The sequence below is a fragment of the Kribbella catacumbae DSM 19601 genome (assembly GCF_000372465.1).
Lineage (GTDB): Bacteria > Actinomycetota > Actinomycetes > Propionibacteriales > Kribbellaceae > Kribbella > Kribbella catacumbae.
The window spans coordinates 19,049-34,735 of the sequence record NZ_AQUZ01000063.1 but is presented as its reverse complement, the minus strand read 5'-3'; the positions used below and the strand labels follow the sequence as shown (position 1 = coordinate 34,735).

The window sequence follows — 15,687 nt, the reverse complement described above, 5'->3', positions numbered from 1 at the left end:
CCTACCCCGCGGGCTTGACGATGGACTCGAGCCGCTGCTGGATCGCGGTCAGCGAGCTCCGGGCGTCCTTCTTGCCCAGCCAGAAGTCGGCCAGTCCGTCGTCGAACGCCTTCTGCATCTCGTTCCAGGCGGGGATGAACGGGGCCCGGTAGACGAACGCACTCGACTCGGCGAAGACGTCCATCTGCACCGGCTTGGTCATCCAGGCGGGTTTGAGGAAGGCGTCGCTCTTCTGCACCTCGATGCTGGCCGGCACGTCCTGCCCGGTGGCGATGATCTTCTGCTGCGCCTCGGCCGAGGTGAGGAAGTCGATGGCCTTGAACGCGGCGTCGGGGTTCTTCGCCGTCCGGGAGATGGCCAGCCCGCTGCCGAAGGCCGTCACCGCCTGCTGCTTGCCGCGCCACAGCGGAGCGATGTCCCACTCGATCTTGGACTTCGTCAGGCCGCTGATCCCCCAGAACCCGGTCGTGTTGACCGCGACCTTGCCGTTCGCGAAGGCGCCGTCACCGCCGACGTCGGCGCCCATGTCGGCGTACTGCTTCTTGGTGGGGACGACGCCGTGCTTGAAGACCAGGTCGCCGGTCCACTGCAGTGCCTCGATGACCTCGTCGGTGGCGACGGCCGGCTTGCCGGCGTCATCGATGATCTTGCCGCCGTTCTGATAGACGAAGCTCCACCACTGGGCCCACCAGCCGCCGCCGGAGTAGCCCCACTGCTTGCCGGGAATGGTGAGCTCCTTGAACGCGGCCAGCGCCTCGTCCCAGGTCCACTCCGCCGTCGGGGCTTTGATGCCCTTGGCATCGAACATGGTCTTGTTGTAGTACGCGATCATCGCGCCGGACCGGTCCGGGATGGCGTACAGCTTGTCCTGGTAGGAGTAGATCTTGCCGATCGACCCGAACCGCTTCTCCAGGTCGACGCCGGCCTTGGCGGCCAGCTCGTCCAGCGGCAGGATCTGGTTCTTACTCGAGTAGACGTTGACGCTTTCGGCCACCTGCATGATGTCCGGGCCCTTGCCGCCGGCAATCATCGTCTGCACCTTCTGGGCGTAGCCGTCACCAGGGATCAGCTGCAGCTTGACCTTCAGCTCGGGGAACTTCTTCACCAGCAGATCGATCCGCTGCTGGTACGTCGTCTTGTCGGTCTCCCCGCCCCACACCGTCATCACCAGGTCGGCGGCGGTGGAACCGGAGCCCGAGGCCTTGTCGCTGTCCGAACCGCAGGCGGTGAGTGTGATCACGCCGGCGGCGACTCCCATGCCGAGAAATCCCCGGCGACTCAGTCGCGTCTTGTCGACCATCGCGCTGTCCTCCATGCTCTCCGAACCTCGCAGTGGGCGGTCCGGAGCGGGCCGCGTGGGTTCGAGTGGGGGTTAAGTTAACCCTCAGAATAATTATCGGCAAGACCTCGGCGGCCCCGAATCCGAACCGTGACCCCAATCGCGACATCCACGCAATAGCAAGGATGTTAACGTAAACAGAGAGTCACCAGCGGGCCGCTGACCCTTTTCCAGGTGGCCAGCGGGACGTGGGGACGCCGGGCGGGGCGCCCCCACGTCGTACGGGTCAGGGGTTGAGGAAACTTGCGTGGGGTGGCTGGTTGTAGCCGGTGTTCTGCCATGCGACGGCCAGCCGGTACATGCGATCCTGCATCAACGTGACGTGCGAGACGCTGGTCGAGTCGGTCGTCGAGTAGATCCGTAGCTTGGTGTCGTCCGAGGTCGCCCAGATGACCTCCTCACGCCAGTCGCCCAGGATGTCCGCCTGCAACGCCGGCGTGGCCTTGGTGCCGTTGTTGGAATGAACGCCGCTGGCCGTCAGCAGCCGCGTGTCGCCGCCAGTGCCGTACTTGTCGATGTGAGTGCCGTCGAGCAGTTCGCGCTGACGGTCGCCGTCCCACCAGATGACGAAGTTCGTCGACCCGGGTTTGCGGCTGGCGACCTGCGAGCCATTGGTTGCCGAGCGCAACCCACCGACCGCCGAGGACCACACTTCGGCACCCGCGTTGCCGGACCAGATGTCGTCGGCCACGCCACGGCCGTTGTCGCAACCGCAGGAGGCAGCTCGCCAGACGGTCTGGCCGGTCCGCGCGTCCGCCACCCAGTCGGCCGGCTTGGAGCTGTCTTCGGACGGCTTGAACACCTCGAGGCCGGCGCGGCTGGGGATGAGGTCGCCGACGTGGTACGCGTCGCCATGGCCGAGACCGTTGACCCACAAGCCGTATCCGTTGTCGTCGATCGCCATCGCGCCGTACATGATCTCGTCGCGGCCGTCGTTGTCGACGTCGGCGATCGACAGTTGGTGGTTGCCCTGTCCGGTCCAGGCCGAACCGTTGGATGAGCTGTTGCTGTCGAAGGTCCATCGCCGGGTCAGCGTGCGGTTCGAGTAGTCCCAGGCCGAGACGACGGAGCGGGTGTAGTAGCCGCGCGCCATGATGATGCTCGGCTTGGAGCCGTTGAGATACGCCGTACCGGCCAGGAATCGGTCGACCCGGTTGCCGTAGTTGTCTCCCCAGGAGGAGACCGTGCCGCGCGGCGGGACGTAGTCGGCGGTCGCCAGCACCTCACCAGTGGTGCCGCTGAAGACGCTCAAGAACTCCGGGCCGGTCAGGATGTAGCCGGACGAGTTGCGATGGTCGGCACTGGAACTGCCGATGACCTGCCCGGTACCCGAGCGGGTGCCGTCCGCGGTCTTCACCACCACCTCTGCTCGATTGTCTCCGTCGTAGTCGAAGACCTGGAACTGCGTGTAGTGCGCGCCGGCCCGGATGTTGCGGCCGAGGTCGATCCGCCACTTGCGGGTTCCATTCAGCTCGTACGCGTCGAGGTACACGTTGCCGGTGTACCCGGCCTGGGAGTTGTCCTTGGCGTTGGTCGGATCCCACTTGAGCACGATCTCGTAGGCACCGTCGGCATCCAGGTCGGCGACCGACGCGTCATTGGCGGTGTAGGTGTAGGCGACGCCGTCCGGAGTCGTGCCACCGGCGGGTTTCTGGATCGGGACGTCCTGGCTGGTCGCCAGCGTCGAGACCTCGCCGTCGGCAGCCTCGGCGGCCCGGGTCGCCGCCTCGCCGGTGGTCGGACGCACGGTATAGCGGGCGTCCGCGGGAGCGCCTACGTCGGTGTAGTTGGTGACCGAGGTGGTCGCGATCCTGGTCGTCCCGCGATAGACCGCGAACTCGGCGCCCGCGGGATCGTCGTGCAGCAGGCGCCAGGACAGGAAGTTGCCCTTCCCGGTCCGCAGGCTGATCAGGCCGCGGCCGAGATTGGCAGTGTCGGTGGGGACCTTGGAGCTGAGCGTCGGGGTCGGCTCGGTGGCAGTCGTTGGCGTTGCCTGTGCCTGTACGGCGGTGAGGCCGGCACCGAGGATGGCGATGGCGACAGCTGTCGCCAGGGGCGGATTGACTCGTTTCATCGAAGACCGTCCAGCGTCGGGCGCAAGAGCGCGAGGTGAGATGGGGCCCGATCGCCTTCTGTGCACGGAAAGCGTTTCCCAGAATGTAGAGGTCACTGCGGACGGTGTCAATGGCACTACGAAGGGTGAATCGATTCAAATGCGAGCGCTAACAATCAGGCCGCGAAGGGGTTGGACGGCGGGTAACGTTAGCGCTAACATTCAGCCCTGTTCATATAGGGAGGAACTGCTGTGATCGGTGCCGCTACCGGGTGGCTACCACATCACCCCCAGTGTCGTGGTGGCGCTGGTGGTCTTCGCGGTCGGCGCGTGGGTGCTGCACATGACCCGCTTCGGCCGCACGGTCTACGCCGTCGGTGGCAGCGAGAGCTCGGCACACCTGATGGGGTTGCGGGTCGCTCTGGGCAAGGTCGGGGTCTACACGATCAGCGGCCTGTGCTCGGCGATGGCCGGCCTGCTGTTCGCGGCGTACACGCTGTCGGGGTACAGCCCGCACGCCGTCGGGATGGAGCTTGACGCGATCGCGGCGGTCGTCATCGGCGGCACCCTGCTCCTGATCTTCGTAGTAGTCCAACGCCTCCTAACCAGACGCCAAACCTAATCGCTCGACGACCCCGATCGGTGTGCTTAACCCCGCCTGCGGGGGATCGCCCACTGGTAGAGCAGTGGGTTATCCCCCAGACGAGGGGCGAACCCCTCCGTAGTACCGGTCACCCGGCGCAGCGGTTCACGGCGGTTAGCCGGCGGAGTGTTCGTGGGCGCGAGGTGGGGGCGGACCGCCCCCACTACGGAACCTGGCGGCAGTGCCTCGACACGCCGGGGGAAGCGGTTGCTGGTGGGGTTTGTTAGTGGGGGCGGTCCGGCCCGTGCTCGGCTTGGGCGGGTGATCAGGTGGTCAGGGTGCTCTGCCGCACGATCAGGGTGGCGGCGATCTGTTCGCTGTCCGGGTGGTGGCCGTTCATCTGCTCGGACAGCAGGTCGAAGGTCCGGCGGCCAACCTCGTTGAAGTCCTGGCGCACGGTGGTCAGCGGCGGGTTGAAGAACTCGGCCTCCGGTACGTCGTCGAAGCCGACGACATGGATGTCCGCGGGCACAGCGATCCCGGCCTCGGCGAAGGCGCGCAGCACACCCAGAGCCATCTGGTCGTTGGCGACGAACACGGCTCCCACGGTGGACCTCCGAGCCAGCGACTTGCCGGCCTCGTACCCCGACCGCGGGCTCCAGTCGCCTTGGATCAGGCGAGGTGCGCGGGCGCCGTGGGCCGCGAGCGTCTCCCGCCAGCCGCGCTCCCGTTCGGCTGCTTCGAGCCAGTCGGACGGTCCGCTGACGTGCCAGACCGCTGAGTGGCCGAGCGAGAGCAGGTGCTCCGTCGCGAGCCGCGCGCCGTCGTACTGGTTGACCGAGACGGTCGGTATCGGCGGAGCCGCGCCGCCGACTGCGACGAGCGGGATGTCCTGCGGCGCGAACTCCAGTGCTTCGGCCGTCGCGACATGAGGGGCGATCACGACGATGCCTTCGACCGCTTGCCGTTGCAGTGATTCGACTGCTTCGGCGATGGACTTCCCGCCCGGCTTGCTGACGCTCGCGACCGTGATCGCGAACCCCGCATCCCGCGCCGCGCGCTCGATGCCGTAGAGCGTGCTGGCCGGGCCGTAGAGCGTGGAGTCCATGGTCACCACGCCAAGCGTGCCCGTGCGCCCGGTGACCAGGGCCCGGGCAGCCGTGTTCGGCCGGTACCCAAGGCTCTCGATCGCGGCCTTGACCTTGTCGCGGGTCGCCGGCCGGACGAGCTCGCTGTCGTTGATCACCCGGGACACCGTCATATGGGAGACGCCCGCGAGTACGGCGACGTCGGCCAGACTCGGATGGCGCCGTGGGGAGGACGCCGGCGCCACGGACTCGCGCTCGGTGCCTGAACCGTTGGACACGTTTCCAGCTCCCATCATCTCGTCGAGCTGAATTCTGCCATCCACCGCACTCTTGTCAGACTGTGACCGGCCCACTACTTTCGGGAATTGTCGCCAGCGCTAACAGAGTGGGCGGGCCTGAGCTTTCGCGGATCTGGAGGGTGGGTGTCGAGTACAGGTGGGCTTTCGGCTCTGCGCCCTCGAGGAGGTCGAAGAGGCGTTCGGCGACCAGTGCGCCGTACCCGACGATGTCGTGGCTCATCGCTGTCAGCTTGGGATGAGTGATTCGGCAGAGTGCTGAATCGTCCCAGGCGATCAGGGTGATGTCGTCGGGGGAGCGCAGGCCAAGGTCGCTGAGCACCGATAGCCCGGCGACCGCCATCAGGTCGTTGTCGTAGATGATGGCGGTCGGCCGGGGGGCGCAGGACAAAACCTGGCGGGTGCTCGCAGCTCCTTCGTCGCCGGAGAAGTCCGTGTGCGCGACCTGAGCGGTAAGGTCCAGTCGCTCAGTCACCGCCGCGAAGGCCTGGTCGCGGATCCAGACGTGTCCGTGGTCCGGTGCGCCGGCGACCCTGGCGATGTGGCGGTGGCCGAGGGCGGCCAGGTGCTCGACGGCTGCTGACATCGCGGCGGTGCTGTTCGTCCAGACGCAGGCCAGCCCGTCGGCCAGGCTCGGATCACCGACCGCGATGGCGGGCAGTTCAAGCGCCCGGAGCAAGGGGATGCGGGGATCGTCCACCCGGAGGTCGACCAGGATGACGCCATCCACCCGCTTCTCCGCCGCCCACTTGCGGTACGTCGCCAGCTCGTTGGCGACGTCGGGCACGACCTTCAGGGCCAGCGCATAGGAGCGCCCGCTCAGCACTGACTCCAGACCGCCGACGAAGCCCATGTAGAACGGCTCCTCGCTCAACGTCTGGGCGGACCGCGCCAGTACCAGGCCGAACGTCTCGGTCCGGGCGGCCGACAGCATCCGGGCGGCCCGGTTCGGCACCCAGTCCAGTTCCTCGGCGATCTTCAGCACCCTGGCCCGGGTCGCCGCGGAGACCCCCGGCTGACCGTTCAGGGCATAGGAGACCGCGCCCTTGGAGACGCCCGCCCGGCGGGCGATCTCCTTGATGGTGACTCGGGCCATCCGGGCTCCCTTCCAGGAAAAATTCCGGGGAGATTCGGTCTTTACAGTACTGAACCGGTCAAGTACCGTCCAGCCCAACGCACTGAACCGGTCCAGTAAATACCTCCGCCCGCGTGAATGCTGACCGAAGGATTGTGAAATGTACTTACCCGATTTCTTGCGTCGATCCCGTCCTGCCGCGCTGGTGGCGACCCTCGCGGCAGGCGCGCTGGCGCTGGCCGGCTGTGGTGACTCGGCCGGTGCCTCGAAGGCGAAGGGGGCCGGCGGTGAGAGCCGGATCTCCGTCTTCAGGGTCCATCGCCGAGAACTTCAACCCGTTCTCCCCGACGGCGCTGCAGCCCGCGCGAGGGATCATCTACGAGCCCTTGTACTACTACAACCTGATGTCTTCGGGCGACCCGAAGCCGATGCTCGCCACGGGCTACTCGTGGAACGCCGACGGCACCAAGTTGACGGTGACGACCAGGCAGGGCGTCAAGTGGTCGGACGGGAAGCCGTTCAGTGCGGCCGACGTGGCCTTCACGTTCAACATGATCGCCAAGACCGCGAGCATCAACACGAACGGCCTGGCCGCCACCGCTGCCGTGAAGGACGACCACACCGTGGTGCTGTCGTTCAAGAAGACATCATTCGTCTCCGGTCCGAGCGTGCTCGGCGACACCGCGATTGTTCCGGAGCATCTGTGGAAGGACAAGAATCCCGCCACCGACATCAATCGCAACCCGGTCGGCACCGGCGCCTACTCCGTGGCCACGTTTACCCCGCAGAGCTACGAGCTGAAACGCAATCCGGGGTACTGGCAGCAGGGAAAGCCGCAGATCGACAAGGTCCGCTACATCTCGCTGGCCTCGGCGGACGCCGCCACCAGCGCCTTGCTGGCCGGCGAGGTCGACTGGATGAGCGCCTACTTCCCGGGCTTCGACGGTCTGATGAAGGGCAAGAAGGAGCTGAGCTACGTCAACACTCCGGCTCTGACCACCAGCCTCTTCGCCTGCTCCAGCGCCAAGCTGGGATGCAAGGGTCCGCAGACCGACGTCGCCGTACGCCAGGCCATCTACGCCGCTCTGGACCGCGACCAGCTCAACAAGCTTGCCTTCAGCAACGTCGCGAATCCCGGCTCGCCGACCCTGCTGATCCCCGGCCGGGACGACAAGTGGATCTCGCCGTCGGTGGAGGCGAAGACTCCGCAGGGCGCCGACACCGGCAAGGCCGAGTCGGTCCTGACCAAAGGCGGCTGGAGCAAGGGCCCGGACGGGATCTACGTCAAGGACGGCCAGCGGCTGAGTCTGACCATCCAGGTGGTGACCGGCTGGAGCGACTTCATCTCGGCCATCGACGCGATGACCCAGCAGTTGCGCAAGGCCGGGATGGAGATCAAGTCCAGCCAGATGTCGTGGAACGAGTGGAACAGCCGTGAGCTGAAGGGCACCTACCAGTTGTCCCTGAACTCGATCGGCCTCGGCCCGTCCACCGATCCGTACTACACCTACGAGGGCAAGTACTCGTCCAAGAACACCGCCCCGGCAGGCCAGAACGCCAGCTCGAACCCGGCCCGCTATGCCAACCCGGCTGTCGACGCGGCGATCGCGGCGGCGGCGCAGACCAACGACGAAGCGGCAAAGTTGCAGCAGTACGCCGTGATCCAGGACAACATCGCCCGCGACCTGCCCTACATCCCGATGGTGATCGGTTCCACCCTCACCGAGTTCAACAACAGCCGCGCGACCGGCTGGCCGACCCAGGACAACCTCTACTCCTTCCCGGCGTCGTGGAAGGCCTGGGACAATGGCGTGGTTCTGCAGAACCTGACCCCGGTCAAGTAGATGCGGTACTACCTGCGCAAGCTGGCCTTCTACACGGTGGCGCTGTGGGCGGCGCTGACCCTGAACTTCTTGCTACCCCGCATGATGCCGGGCGATCCGGTCGATCTGATGATCTCGAAGCTGGCGGCGAAGGGGCCAGTCTCGGCCGAGACCCGGCGCAGCCTCGAGCTGTTGCTGGGCACGAAGTCCGACCAGCCGCTGGTCAGCCAGTACGTCGACTATCTGGGGAACCTGGCGCACGGTGACTTCGGCATCTCGGTGACGTTCTTCCCACAGACCGTCTCGACCACTATCGCGCAGACGCTGCCGTGGACGATCGCGCTGATGGGGATCGCCACCTTGATCTCGTTCGCGATCGGCATCCTGCTCGGCCAGCTGGCGGGATGGAAGCGGGGCTCCTGGCTGGACAACCTGATCCCGGTGACCACGATGTTCCAGGCGGTGCCGTACTTCTGGCTCGCGCTGGTGCTGTTGTACCTGCTGTCCAGCGTCACCCAGGTCTTCCCGACCAGCGGTGGCTACGACGTGTACAACGTGACACCGGGATTCAACCTGCCCTTCCTGCGCAGTGCCGCGTACTACGGAACGCTGCCGGCCCTGACGATCGTGATCTCGTCCATCGCCGGCTGGATGCTCGGGATGCGGAACATGATGGTGGCCACCCTGTCCGAGGACTACATCGTCACCGCCGAGGCCAAGGGGCTGAAACCGCGCCGGATCATGACCACGTACGCCGCCCGGAACGCGGTGCTGCCGTCGCTGGCCGGGTTCGCCACCACGCTCGGGTTCGTGGTGTCCGGCTCGATCATCACCGAGCAGGTGTTCTCCTACCCCGGCATCGGCATGACGCTGATGTCGGCGGTCCAGAACAACGACTACGCGTTGATGCAGGGCGTGTTCCTGGTGATCACGATCTCGGTACTCGGCGCCAACCTGCTCGTCGACCTGTTGTACGCCCTCATCGACCCGCGCACCCGTGCGCGGGCCTGACCGGAAGGAACTCAGGTGGCATTGTCCCCGAAGCTGGCGGTCGGACTGACGCTTTGCGGTGGGATCGCCTTGTTCGGGCTGCTCGGCCCGCTCTTCGTCGGCGATCCCCAGCGGGTCGACAACATCGGACTGCAACCGCCTGGCAACGGGCATCTGCTGGGTACCACCCAGACCGGTCAGGACGTCTTCGCCCAGCTGGCCTACGCGACCCGCGGATCACTACTGATCGGCGTGGTGGTCGGTCTGCTGGCGGTGATACTCGCGGCCGGCTTCGGCATCATCGGCGCCTACATCGGCGGCTGGGTGGACGAGGGATTCTCCTTGTTCAGCAACGTGATGCTGGTCCTTCCCGGTCTGCCCTTGATGATCGTCATCTCCAGCTATGTGCAGAACAAGGGCATCTGGCTGGTGGCCGGCGTACTGGCACTGACCAGCTGGGCCGGCGGCGCGCGGGTACTGCGTGCAGTGACGCTCAGCCTGCGCAGCCGGGACTACATCTCGGCCTCGCGGGTGGCGGGCGAGAAGACCTGGCGGATCCTGCTGGTCGAGCTGCTGCCGAACCTGGTGCCGTTGCTGGCGGCAATGTTCGTCTTCGCCGTGATCGGGGCCATCCTGGGTGAGGCGGGGCTGGCCTTCATCGGTCTCGGCGCCGGCGGCTCGTGGACCTGGGGCACGATGCTGTTCTGGGCCGGCAACGGCCTGGCGCTCCGGCTGGGAGCCTTGTGGTGGTTCCTCCCGCCCGGTCTGCTGATCACCGTGTTCGGGGCCGGCCTGGCGATGATCAACTTCTCGATCGACGAGATCATCAATCCCAAGCTGCGTGACCAGACCCGGCGGGCCCGGCGCCGCTGGTCGGCCTCGAAGCGACAGATCGCGGCCACCGAGGAGGCCACCCGATGAGCACGTCTGCCGGCCAGACCGGGACTGTACTCACCGTCGAGGACTTCAGCGTGGACTACCTCGGTGAGACCACCGTGCGCGCGGTCAGGCATGTCGACCTCAGCCTGGGCCGCGGCGAGATCCTCGGTCTGGCGGGGGAGAGCGGCTGCGGCAAGTCCACCCTGGCCTACGGCCTGACCCGGCTGCTGAAGCCACCGGCGGTGATCAGCTCCGGGCGGGCGGTGTTCCACTCCCGCGAGGGCTACGACATCGACCTGGGTGCGCTGCATGGCGAGGATCTGCGCGCCTTCCGCTGGGACAAGATCTCGATGGTCTTCCAGGGCGCGATGAACTCCCTCAACCCGGTCATCTCGATCCGGGCCCAGCTGGAGGACATCTTCAGCACGCACCGCCCGGAGTTGAGCCGTGCGGAGCGCAGACAACGCTGCGGCGACCTGCTGGAGCGGGTCGGGGTGGACCGGGACCGGCTGCGGTCCTACCCGCACGAGTTGTCCGGCGGGATGCGGCAACGGGTGATGATCGCGATGGCGATGGCCCTCGAACCACAGGTGATGATCATGGACGAGCCCACCACCGCGCTCGACGTGGTCGTGCAACGCGAGATCCTGCTCGAGATCACCCGGCTGCGCGACGAGCTCGGCTTCGCGGTCGTTTTCATCACCCACGACCTGCCGCTGCTGCTGGAGATCAGCGACCGGATCGCGGTGATGCGAGCGGGTGAGATCACCGAACTCGGTTCAGCCGCTCAGGTCTACAGTCAGCCCGAACACCCTTACACAGAACAGCTGTTGGCCTCGTTCCCGAGTCTGACCGGGCAGCGAGGCGACTTCATCCGGGCCGGCCTGGACGAGCGGCTGCTGGATCTCGACCCGGTCCGGGTCGCCGACGTCGACGGAGGAGCCAGCCGATGAGCACTCTCGAGGTCAGGGGGCTGGTGAAGAACTACCACCTGAAGCAGGGGTGGCGGGGACGCCGGCTCGTCGCGGTGAACGACGTCAGCTTCACGCTCGAGCCCGGCCGGACGGTAGCCCTGGTCGGCCAGAGTGGCAGCGGAAAGTCCACGGTCGCGAAACTGCTGCTCCAGCTCGAACGCTCGAGCGCGGGCGAGATCTTGCTCGACGGTTCGCCCGTCGCCCGGCGCGGCCGCGGGCTGGCGCAGTACCGGCGTACGGTCCAGATGGTCTTCCAGGATCCGTTCGCGTCACTCAATCCGTACCATTCGATCGCCCACCATCTGGCCAGGCCGTTGCGGCTGCATGGGCACGGCCGGACCGCGGCCGAGCTCGAAGAAGGAGTGCACAGGCTGCTCGAGCGGGTCCGGCTCACCCCGGCCGACGTGGTCGCGCGCCGGCGGCCGCACGAGCTGTCTGGTGGCCAACGGCAACGAGTCGCGATCGCCCGGGCGCTGGCGCCCGGCCCCGGCATCCTGATCGCCGACGAGCCGGTCTCGATGCTGGACGTCTCGATCCGTCTCGGCGTCCTCAACCTGCTCGCCGAGCTGCAGCGCGAGGAGAACCTGGGCGTTCTCTACATCACCCATGACCTGGCCACGGCGCGGCACTTCTCCGACGAGATCCTGGTGATGTACCGCGGCGAGATCGTCGAGCGCGGTCCTTCCGACCAGGTCATCCTCGATCCCCAGCACGACTACACCAAGCTGCTGTTGCAAGCGGCCCCCAATCCCGAGAAGCGGCTGGCCACGCTGCGGAGCGATCGATGAGCGGGTCCGGTGTTCAGGTGCGGATTAGCCTGATCGAGTGTGTTCGGGTGGTGGTGGGCTGAGGCTCGGATCGAGGAGGCTGGGCGGATGTCGATTCTGGGTCGCTGGCAGGCCTTGAGCCGGGGTGCGCGCGAGGACGCAGTACGGGCGGCTCGGGTGCGGGCGGGGATTCCCGATCTCAGGCAGCGGGACGTCTGGGAGAGCAGGGATTCGGTGGCGCGGGCGGCGATTCTGGCCGAGGCGGCGGCGGATCGCGGGCAGCCGTGGCCGCAGACGTTGGCCTCGGACTATGCGCGCTATTGGCGCGACGGGGTTCGGACGGCGTACGAGGGTCCTGCGGGGGAGCTGCGTCGGCGTACTAGTGCGGCGGTCCTTGCGGCGGCTCTGACGGGGGAGGACGAGCACGTCGACGAGGCCGCGGACGGCTTGATCCTGTTGTGCGAGCAGACCACGTGGTGCTGGGCCGCGCATGAGTCGTTCGCGATGGCCAGGCAGGAGGTGCTCGCGGATCCTGCCGAGCCGTATCTCGATCTCGGTGCCGCGGAGACGGTCGAGATCCTCGCCTGGGCCGATCTGGTGTTGGCGCCCGCCCTGGACGAACGCTTCCCCGGGCTGCGTCGCCGGTTGCGGGAGGAGGCTCGGCGCCGCGTACTGCGGCCTTTCGTGGCTGACCGGCGATGGCATTGGCTCGGCCTCGATGGCCATCTGCACAACTGGAACCCGTGGATCCATGGGCACGTGCTGGCCGCGGCACTCTTCCTGGAGACCGATCCGGACACCCAGACCCAGATCGTCGATCTCGTTGTCGACGGCCTCGATCGCTACCTGCGCTCTCTCCCCTCGGACGGTGGATGCGATGAGGGATACGCCTATTGGTGGAACGGACCCGCCCGGCTGGCCGCCGCGCTGGAGGTCATCGATCGGGTGACCGGCGGCGAGTTCGCCCCCTGGACCTGTACGCCGCTCGCCGAGCTGGCGCGCTATCCGCAGCGGATGGCGCTGGGCGATGGGTGGTACGTGAACGTCGGTGACGGTCCGGCGCGCCCGAGCCCCGAGCAGCCGTGGCACGTCCTGCACCGGTGGGGCCGGCGGATCGGTGATGAGGTGGTGCTGGCGCAGGCTGCCGCGTATCGGGACCAGCCCATCGCGCCCGCCTTCGGGCTCGGCCGTGCTTTGGCGGGACTGCTGGATGACGACTGGTGGGCGGCCGAACCGGGCCCGCTGCCGTTGCCGCAGTCGAGCTGGCTTCCCGAGGTTCAGGTTCTGGTCGCCCGAGAGAGCGCGGGCTGGACGCTGGCGATCAAAGGCGGTCACAACGACGAGAACCACAACCACAACGACGTGGGCTCGTTCATCGCCGCGCTGGACGCGACCCCGGTGCTGATCGATCTCGGCCAGCCGACGTACACGGCGATCTCGTTCTCCGACCGGCGGTACGAGCAATGGGTGACTCGCAGCGAGTGGCACAACGTCCCGGTGGTTGATGGGCAAGAGCAGCCGGCCGCTGCGGACTCGCGGGCGACAAGCTTCGTAGTACAGGACGATCGGGCCGAGGTGGACCTGTCCTCTGCGTATCCGGCCGGGGAACTGCGCCGGGTGGCGATGCTCGACCGGCAGAACGGGCAGATCCGGGTGGTCGACACCTGGGGTGCGGGCGCCGACGTCGAGGAACACTTCGTGATCGCGGGAAAGCCGATCGTGCACCAGCCTGGTGAGCTGGTGGTCAGCACCCTCGCGGATGGCCTGGCCCGGATCAGCTGGGATCCGGCGCTCGGGACGGGCAAGCTGGAGCAGCGGCCGGTGGATGACGACCTGCTCGCCAGTGTCTGGGGAGCTGTAGTCCATCGGCTGATCATCAACGCCACAACGGATCGGCGGAGTTTCGAGCTCACGCTGACCAGATTCGAGGAGAAGACCGGTGACTGACGCCGCGTATACCGGGCTGACTCGCGACTCGTGGGCCGCCGTCGCGGACAACCTGTTGCTGTCGCTGCGGCCATGGGCATCGCCCGACCACGCCCGGATCGAGCTGCCGGGAAAGTCGAGCGCCTACGGTGGCGACAGCGATTCCCTGGAAGCCTTCGCCCGGTCGTTCCTTCTGGCGGCGATCAGGTTGCGAGGTGACGACGGCAAGGACGCGCACGGCCTCGCCGACTGGTACGCCGAAGGGCTGCGGGCGGGGACTGATCCTGCGTCGCCGCACGCCTGGCCGCGCCCGGATCAACTGGGGCAGGCCAAGGTCGAGGCGTGTTCGATCGCGCTCGGGTTGCACCTGTCCAGGCCGTGGCTGTGGGATCGCTTGGACGACAGGGATCGCGAGCGTGTGGTGGCGTGGCTGGCGACCGTCGTGGGGGAGAAGTATCCGCCGATCAACTGGGTCTGGTTCCAGATCGTGGTGGAGACTTTCCTGAAGTCGGTCGGTGGTCCCTGGTCGCCTGCTGACATCGAGAGCGGGCTGGCGGTGCACGAGTCGCTTGCTCGCGACAACGGTTGGTACGCCGACGGGCCCGAGCGCGCCTTCGATCACTACAACGGCTGGGCGCTGCATGTCTATCCGTTGCTCTGGGCAAGTATGGACGAGAGCCTCTGCAGTCCGGAGCGGGTGCAGGTCTGGCGTGAGCGTCTCGCGGTCTTCCTGCGCACGGCCGTCCACCTCGTCGGTGCCAATGGATCGCCTTTGGCACAAGGCCGCAGCCTGACCTACCGCTATGCTGCGGCGGCGCCACTGTGGATGGGCGCGATCACCGGCGCCACTGACCTCGCGCCCGGCCTGTTGCGGCGTACTGCGTCCGGCATGCTCGGCCACTTCCTCGATCGCCGGGTGCCGGACGAAAGCGGCCTGCTCACCCTCGGCTGGTACGGCGAATGGCCGGCCATCGCTCAGTCGTACTCCGGCCCCGGATCGCCGTACTGGGCGGTGAAGGGCATGCTGGGCTTGATGCTGCCGCCCGAGCACCCGGTCTGGACGGCACCGGAGGAGCCGCTTCCGGTGGAGTCCGGTGACTTCACCCTGGAGATCCCCGAGCCGCGATGGCTCGTCAGCGGGACGCGGGCCGACGGCATCGTCCGGGTCGTCAACCATGGCACCGACCACTCCGTGCCGGGCGACCAGCGCGCTGACTCGCCGCTGTATGCGCGGCTGGGCTACTCGACTCACACGATGCCGCCGATGAGTGCGCCCTTCTGGGCGGAGGCGCTCGAGAACAGCGTTGCGGTCGTCCATCCTGAGCTCGGGGCGTCCCATCGCAACGGGTTCACTACGACCGGGCCGAACACCTCGGTGGCTGAGACTCATTGGGTGCGGACTGCTGAGGATCAGAGTGCTGAGCATGGGTCTGGTCGGGCTGGAAGTGTCGTTCCTGGTCCGATCGTCACGATGGGCTCGCTGCTGCGCGGGAGTCATGAGGTCCGGGCCGCGCTGATCGACCCGGATGCTGAGCTGGATCCGGGCTGGACAGTGGAGTTCACCGGCTGGCCGCTGTCAGCCGGCCATCCGTTGGCGGCGGCAACAGATCAGGTGACCGCTCGGGTGGTTTCGGGCGAACTCGTGTCGACGGTTGCCGGTGGCATGGGCTTCCAGGCGGCCGAAGTACGGCGCGCTGAGAAAGCCAGTGCCACTGGCAACCACACTGCCATTCCGTTGCTACGGACAACTGCCAGGGCGGGGCAGGTGTACGTCGCGATCGTGACGCTGTCCGGCCCGGATCCCGAGCCGGAACCGCTGGTACGCCTGGACGGCTCGACCGTGGTGGTCGACTGGTCCGACGGCAGCACCGGCGTACTGGCGCTGGAGTGACGG

12 protein-coding genes are annotated in these 15,687 nt (G+C 67.1%); 8 read left to right on the top strand and 4 right to left on the bottom strand.

Translation table 11 applies throughout. The features are described 5' to 3' along the window. Window position 1: 1 nt before the first annotated feature. Together A3ES_RS0138960 and A3ES_RS49995 are read right to left on the bottom strand one after the other, a co-directional pair. The gene (locus A3ES_RS0138960; RefSeq protein ID WP_020392265.1) at window positions 2-1,315 is read right to left on the bottom strand and encodes an ABC transporter substrate-binding protein; all 1,314 of its coding nucleotides are present in this window, start codon (window positions 1,313-1,315) and stop codon (window positions 2-4) included. A gap of 250 nt (window positions 1,316-1,565) precedes the next feature. After that, entirely contained in the window at window positions 1,566-3,413 is a 1,848-nt protein-coding gene (locus tag A3ES_RS49995) for a rhamnogalacturonan lyase (RefSeq protein ID WP_020392264.1), read from the bottom strand. A 238-nt stretch (window positions 3,414-3,651) separates the two neighbouring features. Between A3ES_RS49995 and A3ES_RS55280 the strand changes: the two genes are divergently transcribed. After that, window positions 3,652-4,014, top strand: a complete 363-nt coding sequence (locus A3ES_RS55280; protein WP_020392263.1) for an ABC transporter permease subunit — start codon at window positions 3,652-3,654, stop codon at window positions 4,012-4,014. A 286-nt stretch (window positions 4,015-4,300) separates the two neighbouring features. On the opposite strand, the gene A3ES_RS0138945 is transcribed toward A3ES_RS55280, so the two are convergent. Together A3ES_RS0138945 and A3ES_RS0138940 are read right to left on the bottom strand one after the other, a co-directional pair. Continuing rightward, window positions 4,301-5,341, bottom strand: coding sequence for a LacI family DNA-binding transcriptional regulator (locus tag A3ES_RS0138945; RefSeq protein ID WP_020392262.1), 1,041 nt, complete (start codon window positions 5,339-5,341; stop codon window positions 4,301-4,303). A gap of 55 nt (window positions 5,342-5,396) precedes the next feature. Beyond that, on the bottom strand, window positions 5,397-6,455 hold the full coding sequence (locus A3ES_RS0138940; RefSeq protein ID WP_020392261.1) for a LacI family DNA-binding transcriptional regulator: 1,059 nt from the start codon (window positions 6,453-6,455) through the stop codon (window positions 5,397-5,399). Window positions 6,456-6,721: 266 nt separating this feature from the next. On the opposite strand from A3ES_RS0138940, the gene A3ES_RS49985 reads away from it, so the two are divergent. The 7 genes from A3ES_RS49985 to A3ES_RS0138905 all read left to right on the top strand — a co-directional run bounded on the left by A3ES_RS49985 (window position 6,722) and on the right by A3ES_RS0138905 (window position 15,684). Continuing rightward, window positions 6,722-8,278, top strand: a complete 1,557-nt coding sequence (locus A3ES_RS49985; RefSeq protein WP_020392260.1) for an ABC transporter substrate-binding protein — start codon at window positions 6,722-6,724, stop codon at window positions 8,276-8,278. Continuing rightward, on the top strand, window positions 8,279-9,268 hold the full coding sequence (locus A3ES_RS0138930; protein ID WP_020392259.1) for an ABC transporter permease: 990 nt from the start codon (window positions 8,279-8,281) through the stop codon (window positions 9,266-9,268). 15 nt (window positions 9,269-9,283) lie between these two features. Continuing rightward, the gene (locus A3ES_RS0138925) at window positions 9,284-10,168 is read left to right on the top strand and encodes an ABC transporter permease (protein WP_020392258.1); all 885 of its coding nucleotides are present in this window, start codon (window positions 9,284-9,286) and stop codon (window positions 10,166-10,168) included. Further along, the gene (locus tag A3ES_RS0138920; RefSeq protein WP_020392257.1) at window positions 10,165-11,079 is read left to right on the top strand and encodes an ABC transporter ATP-binding protein; all 915 of its coding nucleotides are present in this window, start codon (window positions 10,165-10,167) and stop codon (window positions 11,077-11,079) included. The genes A3ES_RS0138925 and A3ES_RS0138920 overlap by 4 nt, the downstream gene beginning before the upstream one ends. After that, window positions 11,076-11,888 carry an ABC transporter ATP-binding protein gene (locus tag A3ES_RS0138915; protein WP_020392256.1) on the top strand — a complete coding sequence of 271 codons (813 nt, stop codon included), beginning with the start codon at window positions 11,076-11,078 and terminating at the stop codon, window positions 11,886-11,888. Before A3ES_RS0138920 ends, A3ES_RS0138915 begins: the two co-directional genes overlap by 4 nt. Before the next feature lie 87 nt (window positions 11,889-11,975). Continuing rightward, entirely contained in the window at window positions 11,976-13,814 is a 1,839-nt protein-coding gene (locus A3ES_RS0138910) for a heparinase II/III domain-containing protein (protein ID WP_020392255.1), read from the top strand. Beyond that, window positions 13,807-15,684, top strand: coding sequence for a DUF2264 domain-containing protein (locus A3ES_RS0138905; RefSeq protein WP_020392254.1), 1,878 nt, complete (start codon window positions 13,807-13,809; stop codon window positions 15,682-15,684). The genes A3ES_RS0138910 and A3ES_RS0138905 overlap by 8 nt, the downstream gene beginning before the upstream one ends. Window positions 15,685-15,687 lie beyond the last annotated feature (3 nt).

Excerpts from the sequence above, each read along its gene's own strand:
- A3ES_RS0138930 (WP_020392259.1), top strand. The coding sequence starts at position 8,279 with ATGCGGTACTACCTGCGCAAGCTGGCCTTCTACACGGTGGCGCTGTGG.
- A3ES_RS0138960 (WP_020392265.1), bottom strand. The coding sequence starts at position 1,315 with ATGGAGGACAGCGCGATGGTCGACAAGACGCGACTGAGTCGCCGGGGA.
- A3ES_RS49995 (WP_020392264.1), bottom strand. The coding sequence starts at position 3,413 with ATGAAACGAGTCAATCCGCCCCTGGCGACAGCTGTCGCCATCGCCATC.
- A3ES_RS0138940 (WP_020392261.1), bottom strand. The coding sequence starts at position 6,455 with ATGGCCCGAGTCACCATCAAGGAGATCGCCCGCCGGGCGGGCGTCTCC.
- A3ES_RS0138920 (WP_020392257.1), top strand. The coding sequence starts at position 10,165 with ATGAGCACGTCTGCCGGCCAGACCGGGACTGTACTCACCGTCGAGGAC.
- A3ES_RS0138915 (WP_020392256.1), top strand. The coding sequence starts at position 11,076 with ATGAGCACTCTCGAGGTCAGGGGGCTGGTGAAGAACTACCACCTGAAG.
- A3ES_RS0138910 (WP_020392255.1), top strand. The coding sequence starts at position 11,976 with ATGTCGATTCTGGGTCGCTGGCAGGCCTTGAGCCGGGGTGCGCGCGAG.